Annotated in this window: 28 protein-coding genes; 12 read left to right on the top strand and 16 right to left on the bottom strand. The window is 71.9% G+C overall.

Annotated features, from left to right (window positions below):
* Window positions 1–130: 130 nt before the first annotated feature.
* Genes VGD70_RS10960 through VGD70_RS10950 form a run of 3 tightly spaced genes read left to right on the top strand, consistent with a single transcriptional unit; the run spans window position 131 to window position 3,835 of the window.
* Window positions 131–1,120 carry a glucosyl-3-phosphoglycerate synthase gene (locus tag VGD70_RS10960; RefSeq protein ID WP_331080729.1) on the top strand — a complete coding sequence of 330 codons (990 nt, stop codon included), beginning with the start codon at window positions 131–133 and terminating at the stop codon, window positions 1,118–1,120.
* Window positions 1,111–2,253 (top strand): glycosyltransferase, encoded by a 1,143-nt coding sequence (locus tag VGD70_RS10955; protein WP_331080728.1) that lies wholly within the window; start codon window positions 1,111–1,113, stop codon window positions 2,251–2,253. Before VGD70_RS10960 ends, VGD70_RS10955 begins: the two co-directional genes overlap by 10 nt.
* Window positions 2,243–3,835, top strand: coding sequence for an MFS transporter (locus VGD70_RS10950; RefSeq protein WP_331080727.1), 1,593 nt, complete (start codon window positions 2,243–2,245; stop codon window positions 3,833–3,835). Before VGD70_RS10955 ends, VGD70_RS10950 begins: the two co-directional genes overlap by 11 nt.
* Window positions 3,836–3,935: 100 nt before the next feature.
* On the opposite strand, the gene VGD70_RS10945 is transcribed toward VGD70_RS10950, so the two are convergent.
* Window positions 3,936–4,775, bottom strand: a complete 840-nt coding sequence (locus VGD70_RS10945; RefSeq protein WP_331080726.1) for an MBL fold metallo-hydrolase — start codon at window positions 4,773–4,775, stop codon at window positions 3,936–3,938.
* A 116-nt stretch (window positions 4,776–4,891) separates the two neighbouring features.
* On the opposite strand from VGD70_RS10945, the gene VGD70_RS10940 reads away from it, so the two are divergent.
* Both VGD70_RS10940 and VGD70_RS10935 read left to right on the top strand, forming a co-directional pair.
* On the top strand, window positions 4,892–5,839 hold the full coding sequence (locus VGD70_RS10940) for an SRPBCC family protein (RefSeq protein ID WP_331080725.1): 948 nt from the start codon (window positions 4,892–4,894) through the stop codon (window positions 5,837–5,839).
* A gap of 79 nt (window positions 5,840–5,918) precedes the next feature.
* Window positions 5,919–7,094: a zinc-dependent alcohol dehydrogenase gene (locus VGD70_RS10935; protein ID WP_331080724.1), complete on the top strand. Its 1,176-nt coding sequence runs from the start codon at window positions 5,919–5,921 to the stop codon at window positions 7,092–7,094.
* A 27-nt stretch (window positions 7,095–7,121) separates the two neighbouring features.
* On the opposite strand, the gene VGD70_RS10930 is transcribed toward VGD70_RS10935, so the two are convergent.
* Together VGD70_RS10930 and VGD70_RS10925 are read right to left on the bottom strand one after the other, a co-directional pair.
* Window positions 7,122–7,919 (bottom strand): GAF and ANTAR domain-containing protein, encoded by a 798-nt coding sequence (locus tag VGD70_RS10930; RefSeq protein ID WP_331080723.1) that lies wholly within the window; start codon window positions 7,917–7,919, stop codon window positions 7,122–7,124.
* Window positions 7,916–8,212 carry an STAS domain-containing protein gene (locus VGD70_RS10925; RefSeq protein WP_331080721.1) on the bottom strand — a complete coding sequence of 99 codons (297 nt, stop codon included), beginning with the start codon at window positions 8,210–8,212 and terminating at the stop codon, window positions 7,916–7,918. Before VGD70_RS10925 ends, VGD70_RS10930 begins: the two co-directional genes overlap by 4 nt.
* A gap of 246 nt (window positions 8,213–8,458) precedes the next feature.
* Between VGD70_RS10925 and VGD70_RS10920 the strand changes: the two genes are divergently transcribed.
* Together VGD70_RS10920 and VGD70_RS10915 are read left to right on the top strand one after the other, a co-directional pair.
* Window positions 8,459–9,136, top strand: a complete 678-nt coding sequence (locus VGD70_RS10920; RefSeq protein ID WP_331080719.1) for an MEDS domain-containing protein — start codon at window positions 8,459–8,461, stop codon at window positions 9,134–9,136.
* Between the two features lie 38 nt (window positions 9,137–9,174).
* Window positions 9,175–10,839, top strand: a complete 1,665-nt coding sequence (locus VGD70_RS10915; protein ID WP_331080717.1) for a PucR family transcriptional regulator — start codon at window positions 9,175–9,177, stop codon at window positions 10,837–10,839.
* A gap of 6 nt (window positions 10,840–10,845) precedes the next feature.
* Here VGD70_RS10915 and VGD70_RS10910 read toward each other — a convergent pair whose 3' ends face one another.
* Genes VGD70_RS10910 through VGD70_RS10860 form a run of 11 tightly spaced genes read right to left on the bottom strand, consistent with a single transcriptional unit; the run spans window position 10,846 to window position 20,959 of the window.
* Window positions 10,846–12,534 (bottom strand): FAD-dependent oxidoreductase, encoded by a 1,689-nt coding sequence (locus VGD70_RS10910; RefSeq protein WP_331080715.1) that lies wholly within the window; start codon window positions 12,532–12,534, stop codon window positions 10,846–10,848.
* Window positions 12,531–12,794 (bottom strand): UBP-type zinc finger domain-containing protein, encoded by a 264-nt coding sequence (locus VGD70_RS10905; protein ID WP_331080713.1) that lies wholly within the window; start codon window positions 12,792–12,794, stop codon window positions 12,531–12,533. The genes VGD70_RS10910 and VGD70_RS10905 overlap by 4 nt, the downstream gene beginning before the upstream one ends.
* Window positions 12,791–13,222, bottom strand: coding sequence for a hypothetical protein (locus tag VGD70_RS10900; protein WP_331080711.1), 432 nt, complete (start codon window positions 13,220–13,222; stop codon window positions 12,791–12,793). The genes VGD70_RS10905 and VGD70_RS10900 overlap by 4 nt, the downstream gene beginning before the upstream one ends.
* Window positions 13,219–13,677 (bottom strand): thioredoxin, encoded by a 459-nt coding sequence (trxA, locus tag VGD70_RS10895; protein WP_331080709.1) that lies wholly within the window; start codon window positions 13,675–13,677, stop codon window positions 13,219–13,221. The genes VGD70_RS10900 and trxA overlap by 4 nt, the downstream gene beginning before the upstream one ends.
* Complete coding sequence (clpB, locus tag VGD70_RS10890) at window positions 13,674–16,304, bottom strand: ATP-dependent chaperone ClpB (RefSeq protein WP_331080707.1); 2,631 nt, start codon at window positions 16,302–16,304, stop codon at window positions 13,674–13,676. Before clpB ends, trxA begins: the two co-directional genes overlap by 4 nt.
* Window positions 16,295–16,591 carry a chaperone modulator CbpM gene (locus VGD70_RS10885; RefSeq protein ID WP_331080705.1) on the bottom strand — a complete coding sequence of 99 codons (297 nt, stop codon included), beginning with the start codon at window positions 16,589–16,591 and terminating at the stop codon, window positions 16,295–16,297. Before VGD70_RS10885 ends, clpB begins: the two co-directional genes overlap by 10 nt.
* Complete coding sequence (locus VGD70_RS10880) at window positions 16,591–17,535, bottom strand: J domain-containing protein (RefSeq protein ID WP_331080703.1); 945 nt, start codon at window positions 17,533–17,535, stop codon at window positions 16,591–16,593. The genes VGD70_RS10885 and VGD70_RS10880 overlap by 1 nt, the downstream gene beginning before the upstream one ends.
* Window positions 17,536–17,541: 6 nt before the next feature.
* Entirely contained in the window at window positions 17,542–18,093 is a 552-nt protein-coding gene (locus tag VGD70_RS10875; protein WP_331080701.1) for a nucleotide exchange factor GrpE, read from the bottom strand.
* Between the two features lie 12 nt (window positions 18,094–18,105).
* Window positions 18,106–19,986 (bottom strand): molecular chaperone DnaK, encoded by a 1,881-nt coding sequence (dnaK, locus tag VGD70_RS10870; RefSeq protein WP_331080699.1) that lies wholly within the window; start codon window positions 19,984–19,986, stop codon window positions 18,106–18,108.
* Window positions 19,986–20,495: a general stress protein gene (locus VGD70_RS10865; RefSeq protein ID WP_331080697.1), complete on the bottom strand. Its 510-nt coding sequence runs from the start codon at window positions 20,493–20,495 to the stop codon at window positions 19,986–19,988. The genes dnaK and VGD70_RS10865 overlap by 1 nt, the downstream gene beginning before the upstream one ends.
* A gap of 11 nt (window positions 20,496–20,506) precedes the next feature.
* Window positions 20,507–20,959: an Hsp20/alpha crystallin family protein gene (locus VGD70_RS10860; RefSeq protein WP_331080695.1), complete on the bottom strand. Its 453-nt coding sequence runs from the start codon at window positions 20,957–20,959 to the stop codon at window positions 20,507–20,509.
* Between the two features lie 278 nt (window positions 20,960–21,237).
* Between VGD70_RS10860 and VGD70_RS10855 the strand changes: the two genes are divergently transcribed.
* On the top strand, window positions 21,238–22,926 hold the full coding sequence (locus tag VGD70_RS10855) for a PucR family transcriptional regulator (protein WP_331080694.1): 1,689 nt from the start codon (window positions 21,238–21,240) through the stop codon (window positions 22,924–22,926).
* Window positions 22,927–22,964: 38 nt separating this feature from the next.
* Window positions 22,965–23,549 carry an MEDS domain-containing protein gene (locus tag VGD70_RS10850; protein WP_331080692.1) on the top strand — a complete coding sequence of 195 codons (585 nt, stop codon included), beginning with the start codon at window positions 22,965–22,967 and terminating at the stop codon, window positions 23,547–23,549.
* A gap of 6 nt (window positions 23,550–23,555) precedes the next feature.
* Here VGD70_RS10850 and VGD70_RS10845 read toward each other — a convergent pair whose 3' ends face one another.
* Both VGD70_RS10845 and VGD70_RS10840 read right to left on the bottom strand, forming a co-directional pair.
* Window positions 23,556–24,461 carry a TIGR03619 family F420-dependent LLM class oxidoreductase gene (locus tag VGD70_RS10845; RefSeq protein ID WP_331080690.1) on the bottom strand — a complete coding sequence of 302 codons (906 nt, stop codon included), beginning with the start codon at window positions 24,459–24,461 and terminating at the stop codon, window positions 23,556–23,558.
* 14 nt (window positions 24,462–24,475) lie between these two features.
* Window positions 24,476–25,135 (bottom strand): helix-turn-helix domain-containing protein, encoded by a 660-nt coding sequence (locus VGD70_RS10840; RefSeq protein WP_331080688.1) that lies wholly within the window; start codon window positions 25,133–25,135, stop codon window positions 24,476–24,478.
* Window positions 25,136–25,192: 57 nt separating this feature from the next.
* On the opposite strand from VGD70_RS10840, the gene VGD70_RS10835 reads away from it, so the two are divergent.
* The 3 genes from VGD70_RS10835 to VGD70_RS10825 all read left to right on the top strand — a co-directional run bounded on the left by VGD70_RS10835 (window position 25,193) and on the right by VGD70_RS10825 (window position 26,818).
* Complete coding sequence (locus tag VGD70_RS10835; RefSeq protein ID WP_331080686.1) at window positions 25,193–25,564, top strand: DoxX family protein; 372 nt, start codon at window positions 25,193–25,195, stop codon at window positions 25,562–25,564.
* A gap of 268 nt (window positions 25,565–25,832) precedes the next feature.
* The gene (locus tag VGD70_RS10830; protein ID WP_331080685.1) at window positions 25,833–26,555 is read left to right on the top strand and encodes a phosphatase PAP2 family protein; all 723 of its coding nucleotides are present in this window, start codon (window positions 25,833–25,835) and stop codon (window positions 26,553–26,555) included.
* Window positions 26,552–26,818, top strand: a complete 267-nt coding sequence (locus VGD70_RS10825; protein WP_331080683.1) for a hypothetical protein — start codon at window positions 26,552–26,554, stop codon at window positions 26,816–26,818. Before VGD70_RS10830 ends, VGD70_RS10825 begins: the two co-directional genes overlap by 4 nt.

The following is a 26,818-nucleotide window of genomic DNA, read 5'->3' as shown; positions in this document are numbered from 1 at the left end:
CACGAGACCGAGAGCTGCCCGCCCGCGGGTGAGCGAGCCGGCCACGAGGGTGCGGATTAGCCGAGGGCTCGTGGTTTAAACACCACCCAGCGGGAATTTCCCCCGGCACCCGGGGAAAGGCAGCCTGCCCATGGATCGCGCCCACGCACTGCGGACCGCAGTGGACAATTGGTTACCCCGGCGCAGCTACCGCGCCGAATGCTGGGGAGCCGACGAGCTCGCCGCGATGAAGTCCGGGCAGCGCGTCAGCGTGGTCATTCCCGCCCGGAATGAGGAACGGACCGTCGGACCGATCGTCGCGACGGTGCGGGACTGCCTGATGGACAAGGCGCGACTCGTCGACGAGCTGATCGTGGTGGACTCCCGCTCGTGGGACCGGACCGCGGCGGTGGCCGAGGCGGCGGGCGCCACGGTGGTGCGCCAGGACGACGTGCTGCCCACTTTGGAGCCGATGGCCGGCAAGGGCGAGGCGCTGTGGAAGGGCCTGGCCGCGAGCAGCGGTGATCTCGTCGCGTTCGTCGACGGCGATCTCCGCGACTTCGTGCCGCACTTCGTCACCGGCCTGCTCGGCCCGCTGCTCACCGAGCCGGAAGTGTGCTATGTCAAGGGTTTCTACCACCGTCCACTCGAGCAGCGGACCGATGTGGACGCCGACGGCGGTGGCCGGGTGACCGAGCTGGTGGCCCGGCCGCTGCTCAACCTGTACTGGCCGCAGCTCGCCGGGTTCGTCCAGCCGTTGGCCGGCGAGTACGCCGGCCGCCGCGACGTCCTCGTCCGGCTGCCGTTCGTCACCCACTACGGAGTCGAGATAGGACAGTTGGTGGACCTGTTGGGACTGTGCGGCCTCGACGCGCTGGCCCAGGTGGACCTCGGCGTGCGCCGGCACCGGCACCAGAGCACGCACCACCTCGGCGTGATGTCGAGCCAGATCCTGCTGACCGTCCTCGACCGGCTCGCCCGCGCCGGCCGCCCGGCCGGCGGGCAGGTGGGGATGACGCTGGCCCAGTTCCACCGCGGCGGGACGCTGTCCGGAGTGGACAGGGAGCTCGTCCTCACCGAACTGTCCGTTGTGGAGAGACCGCCGCTGGCCAGCCTGGAGGTGCACCAGCCATGGGGATGACCGTCCTGGTCAACGCCGGACCGTGGTTGCCCGTGCCGCCACACGGCTACGGCGGCATCGAGAACGTGGTGGCGACGCTCGTGCCCGAGCTGCGCCGGCGCGGGGTCCGGGTCGTGCTGGCGACGGTCGGGGCGAGCACGCTGCCGGTCGAGGAACGGGTCGCGCTCTACGAGCACGGCCAGTTCGGCCGGCTGCAGGAGCCCTACAACCGGGTGTGCGGCATCGCGCACGCGCACCTGCAGCGGGTGCTGACCGAGCTGCGCCGGCGCGCCGACATCGACCTCGTGCACGACCACGTCGAGGTGGTGGGCCTGAGCTCGCTCGCGGCGGCCGGGGTGGCGACCCTGCACACGGCGCACTGGGACCTGGGCAAGCACCGCGAGTTCTACGCCTCGCTCGACTGCGGCGAGCGGTTGTGGGTCAACGGCGTGTCGGCCGACCAGCTGCGCAAGGCACCCGCGTCGCTGCGTGCCCGCAGCCTCGGTCACGTGCACCTCGCCACCCCGCTTGCCGAGGGCGCGGACCAGCGGCCGGTCCCCGCCAAGGAGCAGCACGTCACCGTGCTCGGCCGGATCACCCCCGGCAAGGGACAGGACGTCGCCGTCCGGGTGGCGCGGGAGCTGGACCGGCCGCTGGTCCTCGCCGGCCCGGTCGGCCCGTTCCACGACCGGGCCGCCCTCGACCGGGCGCTCGCGACCGACCTCGACATCCTGGCCAACCCCGACGTGCGCTACTGGTGCGACGAGATCGCCCCGCACGTGGACGGCCGCCGGGTGCGCTGGGTCGGCACCGTCCACGGCGCCGAGCTCGAGCGGTTGCTGGGCACCGCCCGCGCCGCCCTGTTCCCCATCACCTGGGACGAGCCCGGGGGCACCGCGGTGACCGAGGCGCTGGCCATGGGCTGCCCGGTCATCGGCTTCGGCCGGGGGTGCCTGCCCGAGCTGGTCGAGCACGGCCGGACCGGGCTGCTCGCCGAGCCCGGTGACGAGGCCGGCCTCGCCGCGCTGCTCGCCGCGTGCCAGGAGATCGACCCCGCCGCATGCGCGAAGGAGGCAACGGAGCGCTTCCGCCCGGCGGTCATGGCCGAGCGGTACCTCGAGCTGTACGAGGAGGTCCGCGCGCATGGGCCGTGACCCACCCGCGTGGGCACCGCTGCGGCGGAGCATGTTCCGCGCGCTGTGGCTCGCGCAGTTCGCCGGGAACGTCGGCACGTGGGCGCAAACCGTTGGCGCGCAATGGCTCATGGGCGACCTGAGCACCAGCGAGCTGGCCGTGGCCCTCGTCCAGGTCGCCACGACGCTGCCGGTCTTCCTGCTGGTGCTGCCCGCCGGGTCGCTCGGCGACATCGTCGACCGGCGGCGCCTCCTGCTGGCCGGCCAGACGCTGATGTTCCTCGGCGCGGGCACGCTGGCCGCGCTCACCGCGGCCCACACGATCACCCCGGCGTCGCTGCTGGCGCTCATCGCGCTGATGGGCGTCGGCCAGGCGCTGTGCGTGCCCACGTTCCAGGCCATCCAGCCCGAGCTCGTCGACCGGGACGAGATCGCCGACGCCGCGCTCCTCAACGGAGTCAACTTCAACGTGGCCCGCGCGGTCGGGCCGGCGCTGGGCGGGTTGCTGATCGCGACCGTCGGGCCCGCGGCCACCTTCGCGCTCAACGCCACCTCCTTCCTCGCCGTGCTCGCCGTGCTCGTCCGCTGGCGCCGGCCGCAGGATCGCCGACCGCTGGGCGTGGAGCGGTTGCGTGCCGCGATCCGGGCCGGCCGCCGCTACGTCGGGAGCGCGCCCCGCTTCGCCACCGTGCTCGTCCGCTCGGCGTTGTTCATGGTGTTCGCCAGCGGCCTGTGGGCGCTGCTCCCCGCGCTGGCGCGCTACCAGCTGCGCCTCGACGCGGGCGGGTACGGGCTGCTGCTCGCCAGCGTCGGCCTGGGCGCGGTCCTCGGCGCGTTCGGCGTGCCGCGGCTCCGCGAGCGGATCGGGACCGACGCGGTGGTGTCCTGGTCCGGGTTCGCCTACGCGGTCGCGATGGCCGTCACCGGCCTCACCTCGTCGACCGCCGTCGCGGTGGTGGCCCTGCTGGTGACCGGGGTGGCCTGGATCGCCGTGCAGGCCACGCTGAACGCGAGCGCCCAGGTGCTGCTGCCGGCCTGGACCCGCGCCCGCGCGCTCGCCTACTTCCAGCTGGTGTTCATGGGTGGCCAGGCACTCGGCGGCCTCGGGTGGGGGCTGCTGGCCGACCTCGCCTCGCTGCGGGCGGCGTTCGTGGTCGCCGCGGCCGCGCTCGCCGCGGTGACCGCGGTCAGCATGCGGGTGCTCCCGCTGGGGGAGACCGGGGTCGACGTCTCGACTGCGCGGCACTGGCCGGAGCCGGTGGCCGAGACGAGACCGGACCCGACGGACGGGCCGGTGCTCGTCATCGCCGAGTGGTCGGTGCCGCCGGAGAACGCGGCGGCGTTCGTGCGCGCGATGCGTCCGGTCGGCCGGGCCCGCCGGCGGACCGGGGCGACCTCGTGGGGGCTGTACCAGGACGTCGCGAACCCGACGGCGTTCGTCGAGACGTTCACCGTGGCGACGTGGGAGGAACACCTGCGCCAGCACTACGAGCGGGGCACCGCGGTGGACGGCGAGCTGGAGGCCTACGCGTACGGCCTCACCGCCAACGCCGGGGAACCCCACGTCCGCCACCTGATCCGGCAGCGGGGGTTTCCGCAATGATCGGGTTTGCGAACCGGTTCCTGGCCGCGGTGCGCGGCGGCGACCTCGGCGCGGCGTGCCGGAGTCCGAGCCGGTCGGCGCACCCCACGACGCGAACCGCCTAGCGCTGCTGTCCCGGCGGGCCGAGCAGCGAGCCGTCCAGCGGCACGGTGTCGCCGCGGCGCAGCAGCCGCACCCGGGCGGCCGGCGCGCGGTCGCGGACCTCGGTCAGGAAGTTGGACACCGGCGAGGTGAAGAGCCCGTAGTCGTCGTAGTGCACGGGCACCGCCGTCGCCGGTTCGAGCAGCTCCAGCAGGTCGACCCCCTGCTTGTGGTCCATCGACAGCAGCACGCCGAGCACCCGGGTGCCACCCAGGTGCAGCACCGCGAGGTCCAGCACGGGGAACCGGTCGCGGATCAGCGCCAGGTCGTCGTGCAGCACCGTGTCGCCGCTGACGTACACCCGCAGCGGCGTGACGTTCGCGCTCGGCCGGTACTCGAGGACGCTGCCCATCACCCGCGGCAGCAACAGGTTCAGCGGTCCGGCCGTGTGCCGCGCGGGCACCGCGGTGACCGTGAGGGTGGCCTCGCCGTCGGCGAACGTCTCGGTCGCCCATGTCGAGAGTCCGACGGGTGCGCGGAAGCCGCCCTGGCGCAGCTTGTCCGCCGCCTGCTCGGTGGTCACGATCGGCACGGCCCGGTCCAGCTCGCGCCGGGCGACCCGGTCGAAGTGGTCGCCGTGCAGGTGGGAGAGCAGCACCGCGGTCAGCGGCGGCAGGTCGGCCGGCTGCATCGCGGGCTCGGTGCGGCGCCGGGAGAACAGCCCCTGGCCGAAGTAGGACCACTGGCCCATGTGGAGGAAGTTGGGGTCGGTCAGCACGCGGAACCCGCCCAGCCGCAGCAACGTCGTCGCCGTGCCGATGAACGACAGCGAGTCGCCGGAACTCTCGTTTCTGGTCATCGCGCCGAATACCCGCCGACCTGCCGGGTACACGACCGCCCGCGCGCCGGACCCGCGAACGTGGGAAAGGGTTGGCCTGCCGTGAATGGGCGCTCGAACCCCGGGTATCCGCCGCGATGACCACAACCGAGAGAACACGAAACGACCAGGACGCCGACCGGTTGACCCGCGGGCTCGGCTGGCTCAGCGTCGGCCTGGGGACCGCGCAGGTGCTGCGGCCCAGCGACATGGACCGCGTCGTCGGCGTCAAGGACAACCCACGCAACCGGACCCTGATGGCCACCGTCGGCGGCATGCGCGAGCTCACCGTCGGCACCGCGATCCTCAGCCGGCGCCGGCCCACGCCGTGGCTGTGGGCGCGGGTCGCCGGGGACGTGCTCGACCTCGCGATGCTGGGCCGGGCCCTGCTCGACCCCCGCAACGGGCGCAAGCGGGTGGCGCTGGCGATGGCCTCGGTGGCCGGCGTGACCGCGGCCGACATCCTCGCGAGCGTCAGGCAGAGCCGCGACGCGGCCACCTCCACGACGATCACCGTGAAGTCCGCGGTGACCGTGCGGTGGCCCGTCGAGGACGTGTACCGGTTCTGGCGCGACCTCACCAACCTCCCCCGGTTCATGGCCCACCTCGAGTCGGTGCGCGTCGACGGGCGCCGGTCCCACTGGAAGGCCAAGGCGCCGGCCGGGACGACGGTCGAGTGGGATGCCGAGATCGTCGCCGACGTCGAGTCCGAGCACATCGCGTGGCGGTCGGTCGAGGGCGCGGACGTGCCCAACTCCGGCTCGGTGCACTTCGCGACGGCACCGGGCGACCGGGGCACCGAGGTCGTCGTGGAGCTGGCGTACGCCCCGCCGCTGGGCCGGGCCGGCGTGGCCGTGGCGAAGCTGTTCGGCGAGGAGCCCGCGCAGCAGGTGAAGGACGACCTGCGCCGGTTCAAGCAGGTGATGGAGACCGGCGAGGTGGTCAGGTCCGACGCCAACCCCACCGGGGTGCTCAGCTACCGCCAGCTCGCCCAGCGGCCGGCCCAGCCGATCCCCGACGAGCGGTCGCGGGCGCATTCCGCCTGACCGCGCCGACCTCGGTCGCGCCGGCCAGCTCCGGGCGCGGCCCCCGATCCCGAACGATCCGGAAGGAAACCATCCCGACATGCGCGCGAACTGCTGGACCGGCCGCAACTCCGTCGAGGTGCGCACCGTCCCCGACCCGAAGATCCTCAACTCCCGGGACGCGATAGTGCGGATCAGCTCGACGGCGATCTGCGGCTCGGATCTCCATCTCTACGACGGCTACATCCCGACCATGCGCCGCGGCGACATCCTCGGCCACGAGTTCATGGGCGAGGTGGTGGAGCTCGGCCACGACGTCTACAACCTCCAGGTCGGCGACCGGGTCGTGGTGCCGTTCCCCATCGCCTGCGGCGCCTGCAACGCCTGCAACCGCCAGCAGTTCTCGGTGTGCGAGAACAGCAACCCCAACGCCGGGCTGGCCGAGGCCATGTTCGGCCAGCCGACCGCGGGGATCTACGGCTACTCCCACCTCACCGGCGGCTTCGCCGGCGGCCAGGCCCAGTACGCCCGGGTGCCCTTCGCCGACGTCGGCCCCCTCAAGATCGAGAGCGACGTCCCCGACGAGCGCGTCCTGTTCCTGTCCGACATCCTGCCCACCGGCTACATGGGCGCCGAGATGTGCGACATCAGTCCCGGCGACGTGGTCGCCGTGTGGGGTGCCGGCTCCGTGGGCCAGTTCGCCATCGCCAGCGCGCTGCTGCTCGGCGCGGAGAAGGTGATCGCCATCGACCGGTTCAACTACCGGCTGCGCATGGCGAGCGAGCGGGCCGGCGCGGCACACACGCTCAACTACGAGCACGAGGACATCCACCAGGCCCTGCTCGAGCTGACCGGCGGCCGCGGCCCGGACGCCTGCATCGACGCCGTCGGCATGGAGGCCCACCACGGCACCGGTCTCATCCACGCCTACGACCGGATCAAGCAGGCCACCCGCGCGGAGACCGAGCGGCCGCACGCGCTGCGCCAGGCCATCCGCAGCTGCCGCAGCGGCGGCGTCGTCTCCGTGATCGGCGTCTACGGCGGGCTGATGGACAAGTTCCCGATCGGCACCGTGATGAACCGCGGCCTGTCGATCCGGTCCGGCCAGTGCCACGTGCAGCGCTACCTGCGCCCGCTGATGGCGAGGATCGAGGCCGGCGAGATCGACCCCAGCTTCGTCATCACCCACCGCCTGCCGCTCGACGAGGCCCCCGCCGGCTACGAGACGTTCAAGCACAAGCGCGACGACTGCGTGAAAGTCGTCCTCTCCCCCTGACCGCCGGCGTCACCGGCCGGCCGGGAACTACGGCTCCCTCGGCTGGCCGATGGCGGCGAGGACCTGGCGGGCCACCTCGGCCACCTTGAGGTTGCGGTGCTGCGAGCGGTGGACGAGCTGGGCGAAGGCACGCTCGGCGTCCACGCCGTACAGGGCCATCAGGGCGCCCTTGGCCTGGTCGATGGGGCCGCGGGAGACCAGTGCGGCGCGCAGCTGGTCGACGAGCTCGCGGGTGTGCAGGTAGCGGCGCGCGTTGCCGATCGCGGTCGCGGCGGCGGTGTTCAGCAGGCACACCACCGCGGTGTCGACGGGATCGAAGACGTCGGGCGTGCAGCCGTAGATGTTGAGCGAGCCGACGAGCTCGTCCTCCCGCTCGTGCGCCGCGGGGAACACCAGCGGCGCCGCGAGGTAGGAGTGGATGCCGAGCGCGCGGGCGGCCTCGGCGAAGGCCGGCCAGCGGTCGGCCACCTCCTCGACCGAGACGCGCACCGGCGAACGGGTCCGCGCCGACTCCAGGTCCGGGCCCTCGCCCTCGGCGTACTGCGCCTGGCCGACCAGCAGGATCGCCGACGAGGTCGCCGTGGCGGTGCGCGGCGTCGGGCCGTCGAGCATGGTCACCGTGACCGCGTCGGCCCCGTCGAGCGCGAGCAGCGCGGTCTGCGCCAGCCGCCCCAGCACGGCGTCGAGGCCCTCGTCGGTGTCGAGGATCGTCAGCAGGCCGTCCAGCGTGCAGGCGATGTCCTCGAGCTGCCCGGACAACGCGTCCTCGGCCGGCACGTGCCTCGCACCACCGCCGCGCCGGGCCCGGCGCCGGTCACCGGTCACCGGTGCCGCGCATGGTCCGCCGCACCGACGATGTCGAAGGAGTCGAGCAGGCCCAGCGTGGTCAACGGACGGCGAACGGCGTGCGAGATGTTCACCAGCCGCAGCTCGGTGCCGCGCCGACGACAGTCCTCTGTGGTGTCGAGCAGGATCGCGACGCCCTTGACGCCCAGGAACGCCACGTCGCTCAGGTCCAGCAGGATCGCCCCGGTGGAGCCGGCGACCAGCCGGGCGAGCAGGGACCGCAACGGATCCGCGGTCAGCAGGTCCACGTCACCCCGGATGTGGAGCAGCACCGCCCCGTCCGTGAGGTCTCTCAGGTCGCACCTCAACCGCCGTTTCCTGGACTCCGGCCGGAAGGGCAGCACGGAGCCGGCCCACCGGAAAGCCCCGCGGTCCTCCGTGCCGTCCCGAGCGACAGTTGGCTGATCGGTCCGCACGTTCATCTGTCCTCCCCGCGGGTAAGCCACCCTGACCGATTCGATTGTGGTCGTCAGGACACGCCTGGTCGTCGTGCTGGCGAGTCGAGTTGAAGCTCTCCAATGGACCCGAGGACACAAGTGAAACAGCCCATGACCGCACTGCGCGCTTACCAGCCACATTTGTCCACTGTGGCCGTGACATGTCGAGCAATTTCCGGAGATCTATGCCAGGATGGAAGATCTGCCAGCGTCACCGAAGGGGTCGGGATGCGTGGAAATGTAGATCTTGGCCTGCCAGGTGTGTCGGTCCCGGCGGGCACTCATATTTGCGGGCTCTTCCGCGGCCGGGCAGAACGCAACGACATGGCGGGCTCATTCTTACGGGAAGGTCTCGCCTCGGGGGCGAAATGCCTCGGCGTGCTCGACGAGCCCAGCACCACGGCCGTCACCGACGCAGTGGACATCGACGACCCCGCCGCGGCCGGCACATCGCTCGAGGTCAGGATCGCGCGTGACGCGTATACGGGCGAGAGCGGCTTCTCCGGGCCCGCGATGCTGGCCTACTGGGAGGAGTGGGCCTCGGACGCTCTCACTTCGGGCGCGTATTCCACGGCTTTACTGACCGGCGAGATGAGCATGGGCATCCACAAGGACATCGACCCGGTGGAGTGGGTGCGCTACGAGGGGCGGCTGTTCGTCGAGATCATGCGAACGCACCCCATGGTTCTCCTGGGGGGCACCGTGCTCGAGAACATGTACTACGTGGATCCGTCCTCGGTCGCCGACCGACATGGTTGACGAAACCACATGTCATGCCTGACGACGAGGTAATGCAGTTGCGCGAGCAACTGGCGTCGTTCCGAGCCTTGCTCGCCCTGTCGATGGTGATGACCTCGAGCTACGACGAGTCGGAGATCCTGCGGATGGCCACCAGCGCCGCGGGCTCGTTCGGCGACGCGCGCACCGTGGCCGTGCACATCGACGGCGGCTGGGCCGACGTCGAGAACATCCGGATCCCGCCGTACGTCGACCGGCTGGAGCGGCAGCTGCACACCCTCGGCCGGGCGGGCGGGCCGGTGACGCTCTCGACGGAGGGCTGGGTGTGGGCCTATCCCCTGGCCAACCTGCGCGAACCGGTCGGGCACGTCATCGTCAGGAGCCCGGCGGAACCGGCCCAGCACCACCGGTTCCTCATCGGCGCGCTGATGCAGCAGGCGGGCACGGCGCTGGCCAGCGCCCGGCTGCACGCCTTCGAGCGTGCCGCCACCCAGGAGCTGCGCAACGCCAACCACGCCCTGGAGCGCTCCAACAGCGAGCTGGAGGCGTCGCTGGCGCTGCTGCGACGCCACCTGGAGATCCACAACAGGCTCACCCAGGTCGCCACCAGGGGCGGCGGCCGGGAGGGGATAGCCGACGTCGTCAACGAGCTCACCGGCTACCCGGTGGCCATCGAGGACCGCCACGGCAACCTCCTGGCCTGGGCCGGACCCGACCAGCCCAGGCCGTATCCCAAGCAGTCGCCGGGCAGGCGCGCGCAGACCCTGCGCAGGGCGGTCACCGCGGGCGAGCCCGTCCGGGACCGGGGCCGGCTGATCCTGGCGGCCCAGCCGAGCGGGGAGATCGACGGCGTGATCGCGCTCGTCGACCCGGACCGCCTGGCCGGGGCCACCGAGCAGCTCGCGCTCGAGTACGCCAACACGGTGCTCACCCTCGAGCTCGCGCACATCCGGTCCCTCGCGGAGTCCGAGCTGCGGCTGCGGCGCGACCTGGCCGAGGAGCTGCTCGCCGGCACGGACGCGCTCAGCGCGAAGGAACGCGCGCGGGCGCTGGGCTACGACCTCGAGCGGCCACACCGCGTCGCCATGATCACCACGAGCCGGCGGACGAGCACGAACGAGGCGCTGTACCACGCGGTCCGCCAGGGCGTCCGGGAGACCGGCGCGCCCTCACTGATGACGTCCCGGTCCAGTGGCGTGGCGGTGCTGTGCGCCGACGAGGTCGACTGGGAGCAGCTGCGTACCGCGGTGCAGGCGCATCTCGGCAACCGCACCCGCTGCCGGCTGGGCGTGGGCGCGCTGTGCGTGCAGCCGGCGGACTTCCCGCGGTCCTACACCCAGGCCCAGCTCGCGCTGAAGCTGCAGTTCTCCGCCGGGTGGCCGCCCCAGGTGACGGTGTTCGACAACCTCGGCATCTACCAGCTGCTGTCCGAGATCGCCGACGTGGGCTCGGTGGAGTCGTTCGTGCAGCAGTGGCTCGGCGCGCTGCTCGACTACGACGACATCCGGCACGGCCGGCTCGTCGAGACGCTCAGCCAGTACCTGGAGTCCGGTGGGCACTACGACACCGCCGCGAAGGCGTTGTCCTTGCACCGCAACACGTTACGGTACCGGCTGCGGCGCATCCGGGAGCTCTCCGGCTTCGACCTGTCCGACCCGGACGTGCGGTTCAACCTGCAGCTCGCCACCCGGGCGTGGACCACGTCCGCGGCCATGCGGGGATAGCCGGGCTCACAGCCGCGGGAACAGGTGCTCGTGCACGTGCCGGACCGCCATCGCCCCCTCGCCCACCGCCGAGGCCACCCGCTTCACCGAACCGTGCCGCACGTCCCCCACCGCGAACACCCCGGGCCGGCTCGTCTCCAGCGGCAGCGGGGGACGATCCACACCCCGCCACAGGTCCTCCGCGCGCGACCCGTCGGCGTCCACGCCGGTGAGCACGAACCCGTCCTCGTCGAGCGCGACCATGCCGGAAAGCCAGGCGGTGTAAGGGACAGCGCCGATGAAGACGAACATCGCGCGGACGTCGAGCCTCGTGCGCTCCCCGGTGTCCACGTTCTCGACGACCACGCCATCGACGCTGTCCTCGCCCTCGATGTCGCGCACCTCGACCCGGGTCAGCACCTCGATCCTCGGATGCCGCGTGACCCGGTCGACCAGGTAGCGGGACATGTCCTCGTTGAGATCCTTGCCCCGCACCAGGAGATGAACCTTGGGTGAACTTCCCGCGAGGAACACGGCCGCCTGGCCGGCCGAGTTGCCGCCGCCGACCACCGCCACCGGGTCGGCCATGCAGGCCCGCGCCTCGTGCAGGGTGGCGGCGTAGTACACGCTCGTCGCCTCGTACCTCTCGACGTCCGGCACGTCGAGCCTGCGGTAGTGGGCACCGGTGGCGATCACGACCGCGCGGGAGGCCACCTCGACGCCCTCGCGGATCCCCACCACGTAGTGCCCGTCGGTGGCGCGCAGGGTGACCGCCTCGGCCGGGACGGCGACCCGGACGCCGAACTTGTCCGCCTGGATCACCGAGCGCTCGGCCAGCTCCGAGCCGGAGATTCCCGACGGGAAGCCGAGATAGTTCTCGATGCGCGAGCTCGTCCCCGCCTGCCCGCCCGGGGCCAGCGCGTCCAGCGCCGACACCACCAGCCCGTCGGAGGCGCCGTAGACGGCCGCGGCGAGACCACCCGGGCCGGCGCCCACGACGACCAGGTCGCGCACGGCCTGTTCCGGCTCCGGCGGGCGCAGCCCCATCTGCCGGGCCAGCTCGGCGTTGCTCGGGTTGCGCAGCACCTTGTCGTGCAACGCGACCACCGGTGTTTCCGCCACGGACACGCCGAGCCGCCGCAGCAGGGCCTCGGCCTGGGCGTCCTTCTCGACGTCGACCAGCTTGTGCGGGAGCCTGTTGCGGGCCGCGAACTCCAGCAGCCGCTTGGTGTCCGGCGAGTAGCACGAGCCGATGATCCGCAGGCCGGTGCCCAGCCCGATGAGCAGCGAGCGGCGGTTGAGGTAGGCCCGCAGGATCAGGTCGCCGAGCACCGGGTCGCTGAGCACCAGCTTGCGCAGCGCGTCGGCGGGGAGCGCCAGCACCTCGCCCGGCTCGGCGACCACCGCGCCGGTGAACGCGGGCTGCCCCTCGAGCAGGCCCAGCTCGCCGAGAAACCGGCGCGGCCCGTGCACGCGGACGACCCGCTCCTCGTCCCCCTCTCCCTCGACGATGGCGACGAGACCGCTGAGGATCACGTAGAACGTCGTCGTCCGCTCCCCCTGCGCGTACAGCACCTCGCCGGCGTGGGTCGGGCGCCGCTCGCCGCCGCGGGCCAGCGTCGCGATCTGCTCGTCGGACAGGCGGGGGAACGCGTCGTAGGGGTCGGGGGTCTCGGTCAGCGGCTCACCCGACCCGATGTCGGGCGTGGTCGTCATACGTAGGTCTCGTGCACGTAGCACCAGCGCCAGTTCTCCCCCGGCTCGAACGAGCGCACGATCGGATGGCCGACCGCGCGGGCGTGCCGGTGCGCGTGCTTCATCGGCGACGAGTCGCAGCAACCGACGTGCCCGCAGGTCAGGCACAGCCGCAGGTGCACCCACGGCGTGCCGGCGAGCAGGCACTCCTCGCAGCCCTGCGGGGTGCGCGGCACGACGTCGCGCACGAGCGCGAGATGCGGATCGACGACCGCGGTCATCCGTCCTCATCCCCGCCCAGGAGACCGTCGAGGGTGAGCGAGAGCCCGATCCCGAACAGCCAGACGTCCTTCGCGAGGGCGATGCCCTGCTCGGTGGGCCGCAGGCTCCCTTCCTTGTGCATGCCGGGCGTCTTGAGGTACAGCCCGAGCAGCCCGGCCGAGAAGGCGGTCAGCCCGAGCCCGGCGATCGCGACCGGCACGAACGGGATCAGCAACGCCATGCCGCTCGCGATCTCGCCCGTGGCCAGCGCCTTGGCGAACAGCTCCGGGTCGAGCTTGCCGAGCGCCGGGTAGGTGCCGGCGGCGAACCCGTGCAGCTGCTGGGCGGTCCGCTGGTCCGCGCCGATCTTGCCGAACCCCGAGTTGAGCATGAACGCGCCGGCGGTGACCCGCAGCGGCAGCCGGCGAAGCATCGTCTTCGTGGTCATGTCCTGGCCTCCTGGGCGGCGCCCTCCGACGAGGTGATCGCCTTGTCGAGCCACTCGCGCAGCACGTTCGCGGGCGCGGCGCCCGCCTGCTGCGCGAGGACCTTGCCGTCGCGCAGCACCAGCAACGTGGGCACGGCCTTGACGCTGAACCGTTGCGACAGCTGGGGCGCCCTGTCGACGTCGACCTTCACGAGCTTGATCTGCCCGGCCTTCTCCCGGGCGAGCTGTTCGAGCACGGGGCTGACCATGCGGCACGGTCCGCACCACGTCGCCCACAGGTCGACGAGCACGGGCAGCGTGGCCCGCTCGGCGATCTCGGCGAAGTCGGCGTCGCCCGCGTCGACGATCCAGGGCAGCGGCCGCTTGCAGTTCCCGCACTTCGGCGCGCCCTCGGCGGCCACCGGGAGCCGGTTGGTCTTCCCGCAGTGCTCGCAGGTCACGGTCACCGTTCTCATGCCGCGGCCCTGCTCTCCCCGTCGGTGATCTCGATGACGAGCTCCCCGTCCCGGGCGTCCACCACGACCACCCGCCCCTCGACGAGCTCACCGCGCAGCAGCGCCCGGCCGATCCTCGTCTCGACCTCGTGGGAGATGTAGCGGCGCAGCGGCCGGGCGCCGTAGACCGGGTCGAACCCGCGTCGCGCGATGAGCTTGCGGGCCTCCGGGGTGAGCTCGATGGTGATGCGCTGCTCGGCGAGGCGGTCGCGCAGCTGCGCGAACTGCAGGTCGACGATCCGCTCGATCTGCGCCAGGCCCAGCGGGGTGAACAGCACGATGTCGTCGACGCGGTTGAGGAACTCGGGCCGGAAGTGGTGGCGCAGCTCGGCGAAGACGGCCTCGCGCGCGTCCGGCTTGATCTCCCCGTCCGAGGTGACCCCGTCGAGCAGGTGCTGCGACCCGATGTTGGAGGTCATGATCAGCACCGTGTTGCGGAAGTCGACGGTCCGGCCCTGCGCGTCGGTGATGCGGCCGTCGTCGAGCACCTGCAGCAGGGTGTTGAACACGTCCGGGTGCGCCTTCTCGATCTCGTCGAACAGCACGACCGAGTAGGGCTTGCGGCGCACGGCCTCGGTGAGCTGGCCGCCCTCGTCGTAGCCGACGTAGCCGGGCGGCGCGCCGAGCAGCCGGCTGACCGTGTGGCGCTCCTGGTACTCGCTCATGTCGAGCCGGATCATGTTCTCCTCGCTGTCGAACAGCGCCTCGGCGAGGGTCTTCGCCAGCTCGGTCTTCCCGACCCCGGTCGGGCCGAGGAAGATGAACGACCCGATCGGCTTGCGCGGGTCGCGGATGCCCGAGCGCGCGCGGATGATCGCGTCGGCGACCAGCCGGACCGCCTCGTCCTGCCCGACGACCCGCTCGTGCAGGATCTCGTCGAGCCGCAACAGCTTCTCCCGCTCGCCCTCCCGCAGCCGGGAGACCGGGATGCCGGTCCACGCGGCGACGATCTCGGCGATCTCGTCCTCGGTGACCACCTCGCGCAGCAGCCGGTGCTCGCCCTGCTTGGCGGCGAGCTGCTCCTCCTCGGCCTCCAGCCGGCGCTCCAGCTCCCTGATCTCGCCGTAGCGCAGCTCGGCGGCGCGGTTGAGGTCGTAGTTCCGCTCGGCCTCCTCCGCCTCGTGCCGCAGCCTTTCCAGCTCCGAGCGCAGCTCCTGCACCCGGCGGATCGCCTGGCGCTCGGCCTCCCACTGCGCCATCTTGGCGTCGGCCTCGGCCCGGAGGTCGGCGAGCTCCCTGCGCAGGTCCTCGAGCCGGGCCTTGCTGGCCGGGTCGGTCTCCTTCGACAGCGCGGCGTCCTCGATCTCCAGCCGGGTCACCCGGCGGGTGAGCTCGTCGAGCTCGGCCGGCATCGAGTCGATCTCGGTGCGCAGCCGCGCGCACGCCTCGTCGACGAGGTCGATCGCCTTGTCCGGCAGGAAGCGGTCGGAGATGTAGCGGTGGGACAGGACCGCGGCGGCGACCAGCGCGTTGTCCGCGAGCTTCACGCCGTGGAAGACCTCGAACCGCTCCTTGAGCCCGCGCAGGATGGAGATGGTGTCCTCCACCGTCGGCTCGTCGACCAGGACCGGCTGGAACCGCCGCTCGAGCGCGGCGTCTGGCTCGATGTGCTTGCGGTACTCGTTGAGCGTGGTGGCCCCGATCATGTGGAGCTCACCGCGCGCGAGCATCGGCTTGAGCATGTTGCCCGCGTCCATCGCGCCCTCGGTGGCCCCGGCGCCGACGACGGTGTGCAGCTCGTCGACGAAGAGCAGGATGCTCCCCTCCGCGGCCTTGACCTCGGCCAGCACGGCCTTGAGCCGCTCCTCGAACTCGCCGCGGTACTTCGCGCCGGCGATGAGCGCGCCCATGTCGAGGGAGAAGATCGTCTTGTCCCGCAGGCCCTCCGGCACGTCGCCGCGCACGATCCGCTGGGCGAGGCCCTCGACGATCGCGGTCTTGCCGACCCCGGGATCGCCGATGAGGACCGGGTTGTTCTTGGTCTTGCGGGACAGGATCTGGATCACCCGCCGGATCTCGGCGTCGCGGCCGATCACCGGGTCGAGCTTGCCCGCCCGCGCGTCGGCGACGAGGTCCTGGCCGTACTTCTCCAAAGCCTCGTACGCGCCTTCCGGTGTGGCGGAGGTGACCCGCTGGTTGCCGCGGACCTTCGTCAGCGCGGAGAGGAACGACTCCGGGGTCACGCCGAACTCGGCCAGCCTTCGCCCGGCCGCGGACTTCGAGCCCTCCTTGGCCAGCGCGAGGATCAGATGCTCGACCGAGACGTAGTTGTCCTTCAGCCGCTCGGCCTCCCGCGCGGCGGCCTCCAGCAGGTCGGCGAGCCGCCGGGTGACGTAGACCTGGCCCGGCGCCGCACCGGTCCCGGTCGTCCTGGGCCGGCGGGCGAGCTCCTCCTCGATCGCCTTCCGCAGCCCGGAGACGTCGGCCCCGGTCTGTTCCAGCAGCCGGGGCACGAGCCCGTCGGGCTGGTCGATCAGGGCCAGCAGCAGGTGCTCGCCGTCGGTCTCGGTCTGCCGCAGGCGCTGCGCCTCGCTCTGCGCCTGCTGCAGTGCTTCCTGCGACTTCTGGGTCAGCTTGTTCATGTCCATCGTCGACTGCTCCCGACTTGTGCCTCGAGGACGTCGATACGCTTCAACAGGTCGAGCACGAGGCCGATGGCCGCGTAGTTCAGCGAAAGCCCGGACCGCAGCCGCTGCACCCGGGCCAAGGTGGCCACAGTGGACGGTTCGAACCAGAGCCGGCCCTGCGCGTCGGTGACGCTGTCCACCAGGCCCAGCGCGGCGAACCGGCGGACCAGCTCGGGATGGAGTCCACTTCGGACAGCCACGGAGTCCACACTGAGCCGGACCGGACGGACGAGCAGGTACTCGGCCATCACGTCCTCCTCGGGTCGAAGTCGGACACCGCCGCGAGCTCGGCGAAGAGCTCACGTTCCCGTTTGCTGAGCTTCTTCGGCACCATCACGCGCACCTCGGCGTAGAGGTCGCCCGGCGTTCCCTTGGGGTTGGGCATGCCCTCACCGCGCAACCGCAGCCGCGTACCGGTCGACGAGCCGGGCCGCACCTTCACCTTGACCTCGCCGCCCGGGGTGGTCACCGGGACGGTCGCGCCGAGCGCGGCCTCCCACGGCGACACCGGCAGGTCCACGATGATGTCCCGACCGGACAGTCGGTAGCGCGGGTGCGGCTTGATCCGCACGGTGAGGTACAGGTCCCCGGGGGGACCGTTCCCGGATCCCCGCCCGCCCTGCCCGGCGAGCCGGATCCGCTGCCCGTCGACCACGCCGGGCGGGATGGTGACGTCGTACTCGCGCCCGCCCGGGCCGCCGAAGGTCAGGTGCCGGCGGCCACCCCGGTAGGCCTCCTCGACCGTCAGCTCGAGCTCGGCCTCCTGGTCCGCGCCCGGAACGGGTCCGCCGCCGCGGCCGCCGCGACCGCGGAACAGGCCGCCGAGGAGGTCCTCGATGTCCACGCCTTCGAAGCCCTCGAAGCCACCGCCGAAGCCCTGCGCACCACCGCCACCGCCGCCGCGGGCGTAGCGGACGCGACCCCCTCCGCCGCGTCCGCCCGCGTAGGCCCGCTCGTCGAAGTCCTCCGGCACCCGCCGGAAGTCCGCACCGAACCGGTCGTACTTCGTGCGCTGCTCCGGATCGGACAGCACCTGGTAGGCCTCGCTGATCTCCTTGAAACGCTCCTCCGCGCCCGGGTCGTGGTTCACGTCCGGGTGGTACCGGCGGGCGAGCTTCCGGTACGCCTGCTGGATCTCCTCGGCACTCGCGTTCCGGGAGACGCCGAGCGCGTCGTAGAAGTCGGTCGCCACCGGCGCTCACTCCCGGGGCTTGCTCACGGCGACAGCCGTTGGCCGCAGCTCGTCGCGGCCGGTCCCGTAGCCCGGCCGTACGACCCGGGTGACCGTGTTCGGCTCCGCCTCGGGGTCGTCGACGACGGCGACGACCTCGTGCCGGTTGGGGTCGAACGGCACGCCGGTCTGGTCGTCCCGCGGGTACCCGAGCGAGGCGAGCATCTGCACCGCCTGGTCCCGGATCGCGAGGATGCCCTGCACGATGGACCCCGGCTCCGCGCCGGCATGAGCCAGCGCCAGCTCGAGGTTGTCGAGCACGGGAAGCCAGGCGGCCGCGACCCGCGCCCGCTCGGCCGCACGTTCCCGGCGCAGCTCCTCGGCATGCCGCTTGCGCACGTTGTCGAGGTCGGCCATGGCCCGTCGCCACCGGTCCTCGAGCTCGGCGACCTCGGGGCTCGGCTGGTCGGCCTGAGCCCCGGTAGCCGGAGCCGACGCCTCTAGGAGGCGGGAATCGGCGCCGGCTCCGGCGTCCGCCGCAGAGTTCCCCGGCTCCGCGGACTTTCCTGGAGTGGCCATGGAAAAACTCCCTCACGCGCGGTCGAAGTCGGCGTCGATGACGTCGTCGTCCTGCGCGGCGGAACTCCCGGAACTCTCCCTGCTCCCGGTGCTGCCGCCGCCGTCGCCCGACCTGACCGCGGAGAGCGAGGCCTGCAGCTGCTGCAGCTCCGAGGTCAGAGAGCGCACCTGGTCCAGCGGCGCCTGCTGCTCCACGGCCTCGCGTGCCTGCTGGACCAGCATCTCCGCCCGCGCCTTCTCGTGCGGTGGCGTGTCGTCGGTGATCAGCCGCTCGACCTGGTAGGCCATCGAGTCGAGCATGTTGCGTGCGTCGACCTCCGCACGCAGCCGCTGGTCGTCGGCCCGGTTGCGCTCGGCCTCGGAGACCATCCGCTCGATGTCCTCCTTGTCGAGGTTCGAGCTCTCGCTGATCGTGATGCCCTGCTCGGCGCCGGTGTCCTTGTCCTTCGCGTTGACGTTGAGGATGCCGTTGGCGTCGACGTCGAAGGTGACCTCGACCTGCGGCTCGCCCCGTGGCGCCGGCCGGATGTCCGTGAGCTGGAACCGACCGAGCACCCTGTTGTCGGCCGCGCGCTCGCGCTCGCCCTGCAGGACGACCACGTCGACCGCCGGCTGGTTGTCCTCGGCGGTCGAGAACACCTCGGTCCGCCGCGCCGGGATCGTCGTATTGCGTTCGACGATCTTCGTCATCACGCCGCCGCGGGTCTCGACCCCGAGGGACAGCGGGGTGACGTCGAGCAGCAGCACGTCCTTGACCTCGCCCGTGAGCACCCCGGCCTGGACGGCCGCGCCGAGCGCGACCACCTCGTCCGGGTTGACGCTCATGTTCGGGTCCTTGCCGTTGGTCAGCTTCCGGACCAGGGCCTGCACGGCCGGGATCCGGGTCGAGCCGCCGACCAGGATGACCTCGTCGATGTCGTTGGCCGTCACCTTCGCGTCGGCCATCGCCTGCTTGGCCGGGCCCAGGCACCGCTCGACCAGGTCGGCGGTGATCTTCTCGAACGTCGACCGGGTCAGCGTGGTCGTCAGGTGCTTGGGACCGTCCTTGTCCGCGGTGATGAACGGCAGGCTCACGCTCGTCTGGGTCACGGAGCTGAGCTCGACCTTCGCCTTCTCCGCGGCCTCGAAGAGCCGTTGCAGCGCCTGCGGGTCGGACCGCAGGTCGATGCCGTTGTCCCTTTGGAACTCGTCGGCGAGGTAGTCCACGATCCGGCGGTCGAAGTCGTCGCCGCCGAGGTGGGTGTCCCCCGCCGTCGACCGGACCTCGACCACGCCGTCGCCGACGTCGAGCAGGCTCACGTCGAACGTGCCGCCACCCAGGTCGAACACGAGGACCGTCTCGTGGGACTTCGAGTCGAGCCCGTAGGCCAGCGCGGCCGCGGTCGGCTCGTTGATGATCCGGAGCACCTCGAGGCCGGCGATCTTGCCGGCGTCCTTGGTGGCCTGGCGCTGGGCGTCGTTGAAGTAGGCCGGCACCGTGATGACGGCCTGCGTCACCCGCTCGCCGAGGGACCTGCCGGCGTCATCGGCCAGCTTGCGCAGGATCATCGCGCTGATCTCCTCCGGCGCGTACAGCTTGCCCCGGACCTTGAACCGCACGGCGCCGTTCTCGCCCTCGACGACGTCGAAGCCGACCGCCTTGGCCTCCTCCGTGACCTCCGAGAACTTGCGGCCGATGAACCGCTTCGCCGAGGAGATCGTGCCCTTCGGATTGAGGATCGCCTGCCGGCGGGCGAGCTGGCCGACGAGGCGTTCGCCGCTCTCGGTGAACGCCACCACCGACGGGGTGGTCCGCGCGCCTTCCGAGTTGGGGATGACCCTCGGCTCGCCGGCTTCCCAGACGGCGATCACCGAGTTGGTCGTCCCCAGGTCGATGCCTACCGCCCGGGCCATCATGCGCCTCCCGGCATCTTCGCGAGCAGGTTCATGGCCTCGTCGGCCACCTCTTCGTCGACGACGAGCTCGTAGCGCGCGGGCTGCATCACCCGGATGGAGGCGAAGTCACGGCGGCCGCGCTGCAAGGCGTGCACGATGAGGCCGAACAGCGCGCCGATCACCGCGCCGAAGACCAGGCCGTACAAGGCGAGGGTGAGCGAGGCGAGGATCGGGCTGTACCAGTTGAAGAGTCCGAACAGCCACCCGATCAGCACGCCGGTGACGGCGCCCGAGCCTGCTCCCCGCAGTGCCGCGCCGCCGTAGTTCAGCCGCCCGACGACCTGCTCGACCATCCGCACGTCCGAGCCGATGATGGCGACCCGTCGAACCGGAAAGCGGTTGTCCGACAGGTAGTCCACGGCCCGCTCGGCGTCGCTGTAGCTGTCGTAGGACCCGATGGTCCGACGTTTGGTGTCGCTCTGCCGCGTTGAATGCGCGGTCGCACCCGGCTGCTGCTGCGCGGTCATCGCTCGCCTCCCTAGGCGTTGGCCGGTTGCTCCGAACCGGTCTCGATGGTCTTGGGCTCCGAACCCTCGTGGCCGACCTGGATCTTGCGGGGCTTGCTGGACTCGGCCACGGGAATGGTCATGGTGAGTACGCCGCGGTCGAAGTGCGCGGACAGCCGCGAGGTGTCCAGGTTGTCCCCGAGGAAGAACTGCCGGCTGAACTCGCCCGTCGGCCGCTCGTCGACCAGCAGCTCGTCACCTTCGCCGCGCAGTGGCTTGCGCTGCGCGCGCACCGTGACCACGTTCCGTTCCACCGTCACGTCGACGTCCTCCGGGTCCACGCCCGGCAGGTCCAGCGCGACGACGAACTCCTCGCCGCGGCGGAACGCCTCGATGGGCATCGCACGGGGACCCCGACCGCCGGCCAACGCCTGCTCGGTCAGCCGCTCGAGATCGCGGAACGGGTCGAAACGCATCAATGTCATGATCTCTACTCATTCCTCTTCAAGGGGTTTTCGGCCGCGCGGAAACCCGCCGTCGGCGGCGCACCTCGCGACGCACTTTTTCCTTCGCCCGGGGTTTGAAACCGCATCTCAGGACAACCCCGGAGCGACCGTGAGGAACCTTGCGGCAGGACCCACAGTGACAAAGGCGCACAGGGCGGCGCGTCGGCCTGATAGGTCCAAAAGCGTTCGACCGATCGACCTGGCAGAGCAAGGCCGCCTGGTCAGCGCGGAAATCTGGTCCGCACCGGGGAGGCACGGTGACATCAACGATTACCGGAACGACTCCGGATCACACGGTCAGGACGGACAGCTGGTGGCGCGCGCAGCTGTCGAAGCTCTACGGGCTCTTCGTCGTCTCGATGATGATGTTCGACAGCCGCAGGGCCGACGACATCGTCCAGCTCGCCGCGACCTCCGTGCCGTCGCTGAGCGGCTGCGAGGTCGACGCGGCGTACCTCGTGATCGACGGCGCACTGACCCGTCGGGACGCGGGAGCCGCCGACGCGGAGCTCGACGCGCGGGTCGGGTCGCTCGACGGCAACAGCGGCCGCGTCGACCTGCCCGACGGCGTCTGGCGCTGGGGATTCGCCTTGCGGGGGCTGAGCGGGCTGGCCGGCTGGCTGGTGGTGCGCGGGCCGGCGGAACCGTCGCGGGACGAGTTCTTCCTCCTCACCGCGCTCGGGCAGCAGACGGCCGGCGCGCTGGCGAACGCGTCGATGCACCGCAGGGAACGCGAGCAGTCCCGCGAGCTGCAGGCGGTCAACACGGAGCTGTCCGACTCGGTCGCGCGGCTCGAGAAGCAGACGCACGTGCACGACGTGCTCAGCACGATCGCCGCCTCCGGCGCCGGCGAGCCGGGCATCGCGCACGCGCTGCACGAGCTGACCGGGCTGCCGGTCGCGATCGAGGACAGGTTCGGCAACCTGCGGGCGTGGGGCGGTCCCGGCCAGCCGCACCCGTACCCGAAGCTCAGCGGCGAGCGGCGCGAGGAGATGCTGCGGGCGGCGGCGACGACCCCGCGTCCGCTGCGCTACAAGGACCGGCTCGTCTCGCTGGTCAAGCCGAGGCACGAGGTGCTCGGCGTGCTGTCGCTCGTGGACCCGGACGGCACCGCCGGCCGGCACGAGATGTTCGCGCTCGAGTACGGGACCACCGTGCTGGCGCTGGAGCTGGCCCACCAGCGCAACCTCGCCGAGGTCGAGCTGCGCCTGCACCGCGACCTCGTCGACGACCTGATCACCGGCACGGACGACGAGAGCGCGTTCGCCCGCGCCGACGCGATCGGGCACGACCTGCGCGGCCCGCATCACGTGGTGGTGGTGCGCTGGAGCGGCCTGCCGAACGAGGACGCGGTCGCCGAGGCCGCCGGCCGGGCGGCCACGGCGCTGAAGTGGAGCACGCTGGTCTCGCGCCGCTCCGGCGCGGTCGTGCTCCTCGTCCACGGCCACCCGAACGGCCACGCGCTGCACCACACGCTCTCGGAGCACCTCGGGGCCAGCTCCGGCGCGGTGGGCGTCGGCGGCCCGTGCGACCAGCCCGGCGACTTCCCGCGGTCGTACTCGGAAGCGTTGCGGGCACTGGACATCCGGCGCGCGTCGCGGACACCGCACGGCGCGACGACGTTCGACCAGCTGGGCGTGTACCGGATCCTGGACACAGGGGACGGTCGCAAGGAGATCGTCGCGTTCGTCCGGGAGTGGCTCGGCCGGCTGCTGGACTACGACGAGCACAAGAGCTCCGACCTCGTCCGGACGTTGTCGCAGTACCTCGAGTGCGGCGGCAGCTACGACGAGACCGCGTCGACCCTGATGATCCACCGGAGCACGTTGCGCTACCGGCTGGGCCGGATCCGGGAGATCACCGATCTCGATCTCAACGACGTCGACAGCAGGCTCAACCTGCATGTGGCCACGAGGGCGTGGCAGGTGCTGCGGGGCCCGGAATGAACGTTGCCACGCACGAACGGGCCCCGATGGAGGACACGATGCCGAGGACACCCATCGCGACGCTGGGCGGGACACCGCTGTACCCGCGCGATCATCTCTGCGTGTTCTTCCGCGGCAAGAACCAGCGGGACCAGCTGCTGTTGCCGTTCCTGTCCGAGGGGCTGCGGGCCGGGCACGCGGTCCTCTTCCACGCCGCCCACGGAGAGAAGGAGACCGCGTGGTCGCTCCTGGGCGACAAGGGGGACCTCGAGCTGACCGAGCCGGAGACAGGGCATCTGCGCGACGGCCGGTTCGCCCCCGCGGAGCTGCTCGAGTCGCTGGAGACCTGGGCCACCCGCAAGCACGTCTCGACCGGCCGGCCGTTCGGGCGGATCGCCGGCGACATGAGCTGGGCGGCGCCGATCCTCACCCCGGCCCTCATCGACGAGCTCGTGGCCGAGGAGGTGAGCGTGACCGGATGGATGCGCCGCTACCCGCAGATCACCGTGTGCCTGTACGACCTGGACCTGTTCGGCGGCGACCTGATCATCCCGATGATCAAGGCGCATCCGAAGGTGTGGATGGCGGGCGCGCTGACGGAGAACCCGTACTACCTCACCCCGGAGATCAACCCGGCCGGCTGACCGGGGCTACCGGCGGGCGTGCTCGAGGATGCGCCCGGCCAGCTCCAGTGCGTGGTCGACGCTCTCGGCCAGGCACTGGAGGTCGACGAACGCGTGGTCCGTGCCGGCCTCCCGCTCGGCCCGGACGAGGGCGGTGGCGCACTCCCGCGCGCTGACGCCCGCGACGGGGTAGACGCGCAGCACGGTGCCGATGCTCGCCGGGTCGCGCCCCTGCGCCGCGGCAAGCTTGCGGATGCGGGCCAGGGGTGCGGCGATCGTGGCCTCGGGGTCGAACTCGCGGGTGCCCGGCCGGTACACGGGAAGCCAGCCGTCGGCGCGGCGGGCGACCCGGCGCACGGCGGCCGGGGCGAAGCCCGCCAGATAGATCGGCGGGCCGCCCTTCTGTGCCGGGGTGAGCTCCACCCGGGTGGCGGGCACCGACCAGTGCCGGCCGTGGTACTCGGCGGGGTCGGCGGTCCACAGCGCGTCGAGCGCGTCGAGACACTCGTCGAGCCGGGCACCGCGCTCGGTCATGGGGATCCCCGCGGCCACGTACTCCTCCGGCGACCAGCCGATGCCGAGGCCCAGCAGCAGCCGGCCGGCGCTGAACTGGTCGATGCTGGTGAGCGAGCGGGCGAAGATCGCGGGCGGGTACCACGGGGCATTGAGGACATTGGTGCCGAGCTGGACCCGCCCGGTGACCGTGGCGGCGACGGTGAGCAGGCCGAACGGGTCGAGGATGGAGTTGAACTCCGCCGGGATCGTGGTGCCGCCGCCGTAGCCCACGGTCGGGTCGACCGGGGCGAGCAGCCGGTCGCCGACCCACAGGCTGTCGGCGCCCAGCTGCTGCTCGGCCTGCTCGGCGAAGCGCGCCACCTGGTCGGGCTGGTGGGCCAGCGCGCCGAACTGCGGCAGGGCGAAGCCGATTCGCATGACGGAGTTCCCTTCTACGTCTCGCCCGCCCGCGCGTCGCGGTTGAGCCGGACCATCGCCCGGAAGAGCGCGGTGGGGTCGAGGGCGGGCGGCAGCGCGTCCGCGTCGTGGACGGCGAAGGCCTGGAGCATGTAGCCGACCAGGCGGCGCCAGGCGTCGGGAGCGGCACCGCGGGTGGCCGCGATGACGCCGGCGTTGGCCATGAGCAGCAGGCCGAGGTCCTCCGGCGTGAAGTCCGGCCGGAGCTTGCCGGCGGCCTTGGCGCGGGCGATCAGCGCGGTGAACCCCGCGTACGCCTCGGCGCGCCGGGCCTCCAGGGCCTTGGCGGTGGGGAAGGTCATGGTCAGCAGCTCGGCGAAGCCGCGGTCGGCGGCCTGCATGGCGCAGACGGTCTCGAGGTAGCCGGTGAAGCCGTGCCAGGGGTCGGGGTCGGCGAGGGCCGTGGCGGTGGCGTCGGCGTAGGCGTCCATGGTCTCCGCGAACACGGCGGCGACGAGGTCCTGGCGGGTGGGGAAGCGCCGGAAGAGCGTGGCGATGCCGACGCCCGCGTCGCGGGCGAGGCAGGCCATGGAGACGTTGATGCCGTCGGTGGCGTAGCGCCGGCGGGCCGCGGCCAGGATGCGGTCCCGGTTGCGTTCGGCGTCGCTGCGCAAGGGCGCGGCCTCATCGGCCATGGTGCCAGCATACCGAAATGGAGTGCCTTTTCCACTTCGTGCGGTACGCTCCGCGCCATGAACGTCTTCCTGTGGATCCTGCAGGTCCTGCTGGCCGTGCTGTTCGCGCTGTCCGGTGGGGTGAAGTCGACCCAGCCCAAGGACAAGCTCGCGCCGAGGATGCCGTGGGTGGAGGACTTCTCCCCCGCGACGGTGCGCTTCATCGGGATCGTCGAGGTGCTGGGCGCCATCGGCCTGATCCTGCCCCCAATCACCGGCATAGCCCCGGTGCTGACCCCGCTGGCCGCCACGGGCCTGGCCGTGACCATGGTCCTGGCCGCCGTGACCCACGCCCGCCGCAAGGAATACTCGGGCTTCGGGCCCAACGCGGTCCTCTTCGTACTGGCCGCGATCGTCGCATGGGGACGCTTCGGCCCCTACGCCTTCTGACCCGCCTTTCTGACCCCGCCTTCTGACCCCGTCGCGGCGCCGCTCGCCGCTGTCCTGGCCGCACGTCTGCCTTCGGCCCAAGTCAGAAGGCTTGGCGGGCAACGGAATCCGCCGCGAGCTCGGGGTGCGTTCCCTGCCGCACCGCGGAGAGCTGTGCCCGACCGGCGGCGCCTGACCTCCCGGCGGCCGCGCGCCGGAGCAGACGGGTTTGCCCTGCGCTAACCCGGCGTTGGCCGGGTGTGTGCCGATCGGTCCATACGCTCGGCAGATGACCGCAGCCACCCAGTCACGTCCCGTCGCGTGGATGGTCGGGCGGGTGGGGGCGCTCGTGCTGGTCGGGCTGGTCCTCGCCGAGCTCACCGACAACGTCTTCGACCACGACGGGCTCACCGTGGTCGACCGGCCGTGGCACCAGTGGATCGTCGCGCACCGGTCGCCGGTGCTCACCCAGCTGGCCAACGGGGTGAGCACGCTCGGCAGCACCACGGTGCTCGCGGTGCTGGCCGGGTGCGTGGCCGCGTGGCTGGCGTGGCGCCGGCAATGGGCGCAGGCGATCCTCGTGGGTGTGACGACCGGCGGGGCCGGGCTGCTGGTGCCGCTGGCCAAGAACGTCGTCGGGCGACCCCGGCCACCCGTCGCCGACCGGCTGATGGTGGAGACCAGCTGGTCCTACCCCTCGGGACACAGCCTCGGCGCCGCGGCGGTGGTCGGGGTGCTGACGGTGGTCCTCGTGTCGCGGCTGGCCGGGCGCGCGGTGCGGGCGGTGGTGATCGCGGCCGGCGTGCTGGTCGTCGTCGCCATCGGGCTCAGCCGGGTCTACCTCGGCGTGCACTGGCCGTCGGACGTGCTCGCCGGCTGGCTGCTCGGCGGGCTGTGGCTGGCGATTTGCTGCGCGCTTACCTCGCGTTGGCAGGTGGCGAACCGGCCGCTTCCTACGCTGGATCCGACGGACCAGGGACAGCGAGACCAGGGTGAGCGAGGTGAGTCATGACTGCCATGGTGCTCGGCGCCGCGGTCGGGCTGGTGATCGTGATCGCGGTCAGCGGCATGCTCCGGCACGCCCGGCCGGGTCACGTGACACCGCACCCGGTCCGGTTCGACACGCCGGTCATCGACGACCGCACCGACCGCGACCTCCGTGCCCGCTACCTCCGGGGCCAGATCGGCATCGACGTCTACCTCGACCGCCGCTACGGCACGGCCTTCAGCACCAGCGCGGGCTCGACGACTGGCGACCGCCCTGCCGCCGGATAG

Origin of the sequence: Actinophytocola sp., assembly GCF_036402745.1 — a bacterium.
In the GTDB taxonomy this organism is placed as follows: domain Bacteria; phylum Actinomycetota; class Actinomycetes; order Mycobacteriales; family Pseudonocardiaceae; genus Actinophytocola.
The sequence above is the reverse complement of the archived record's forward strand: the minus strand, read 5'-3'. Positions and strand labels throughout refer to the sequence as shown.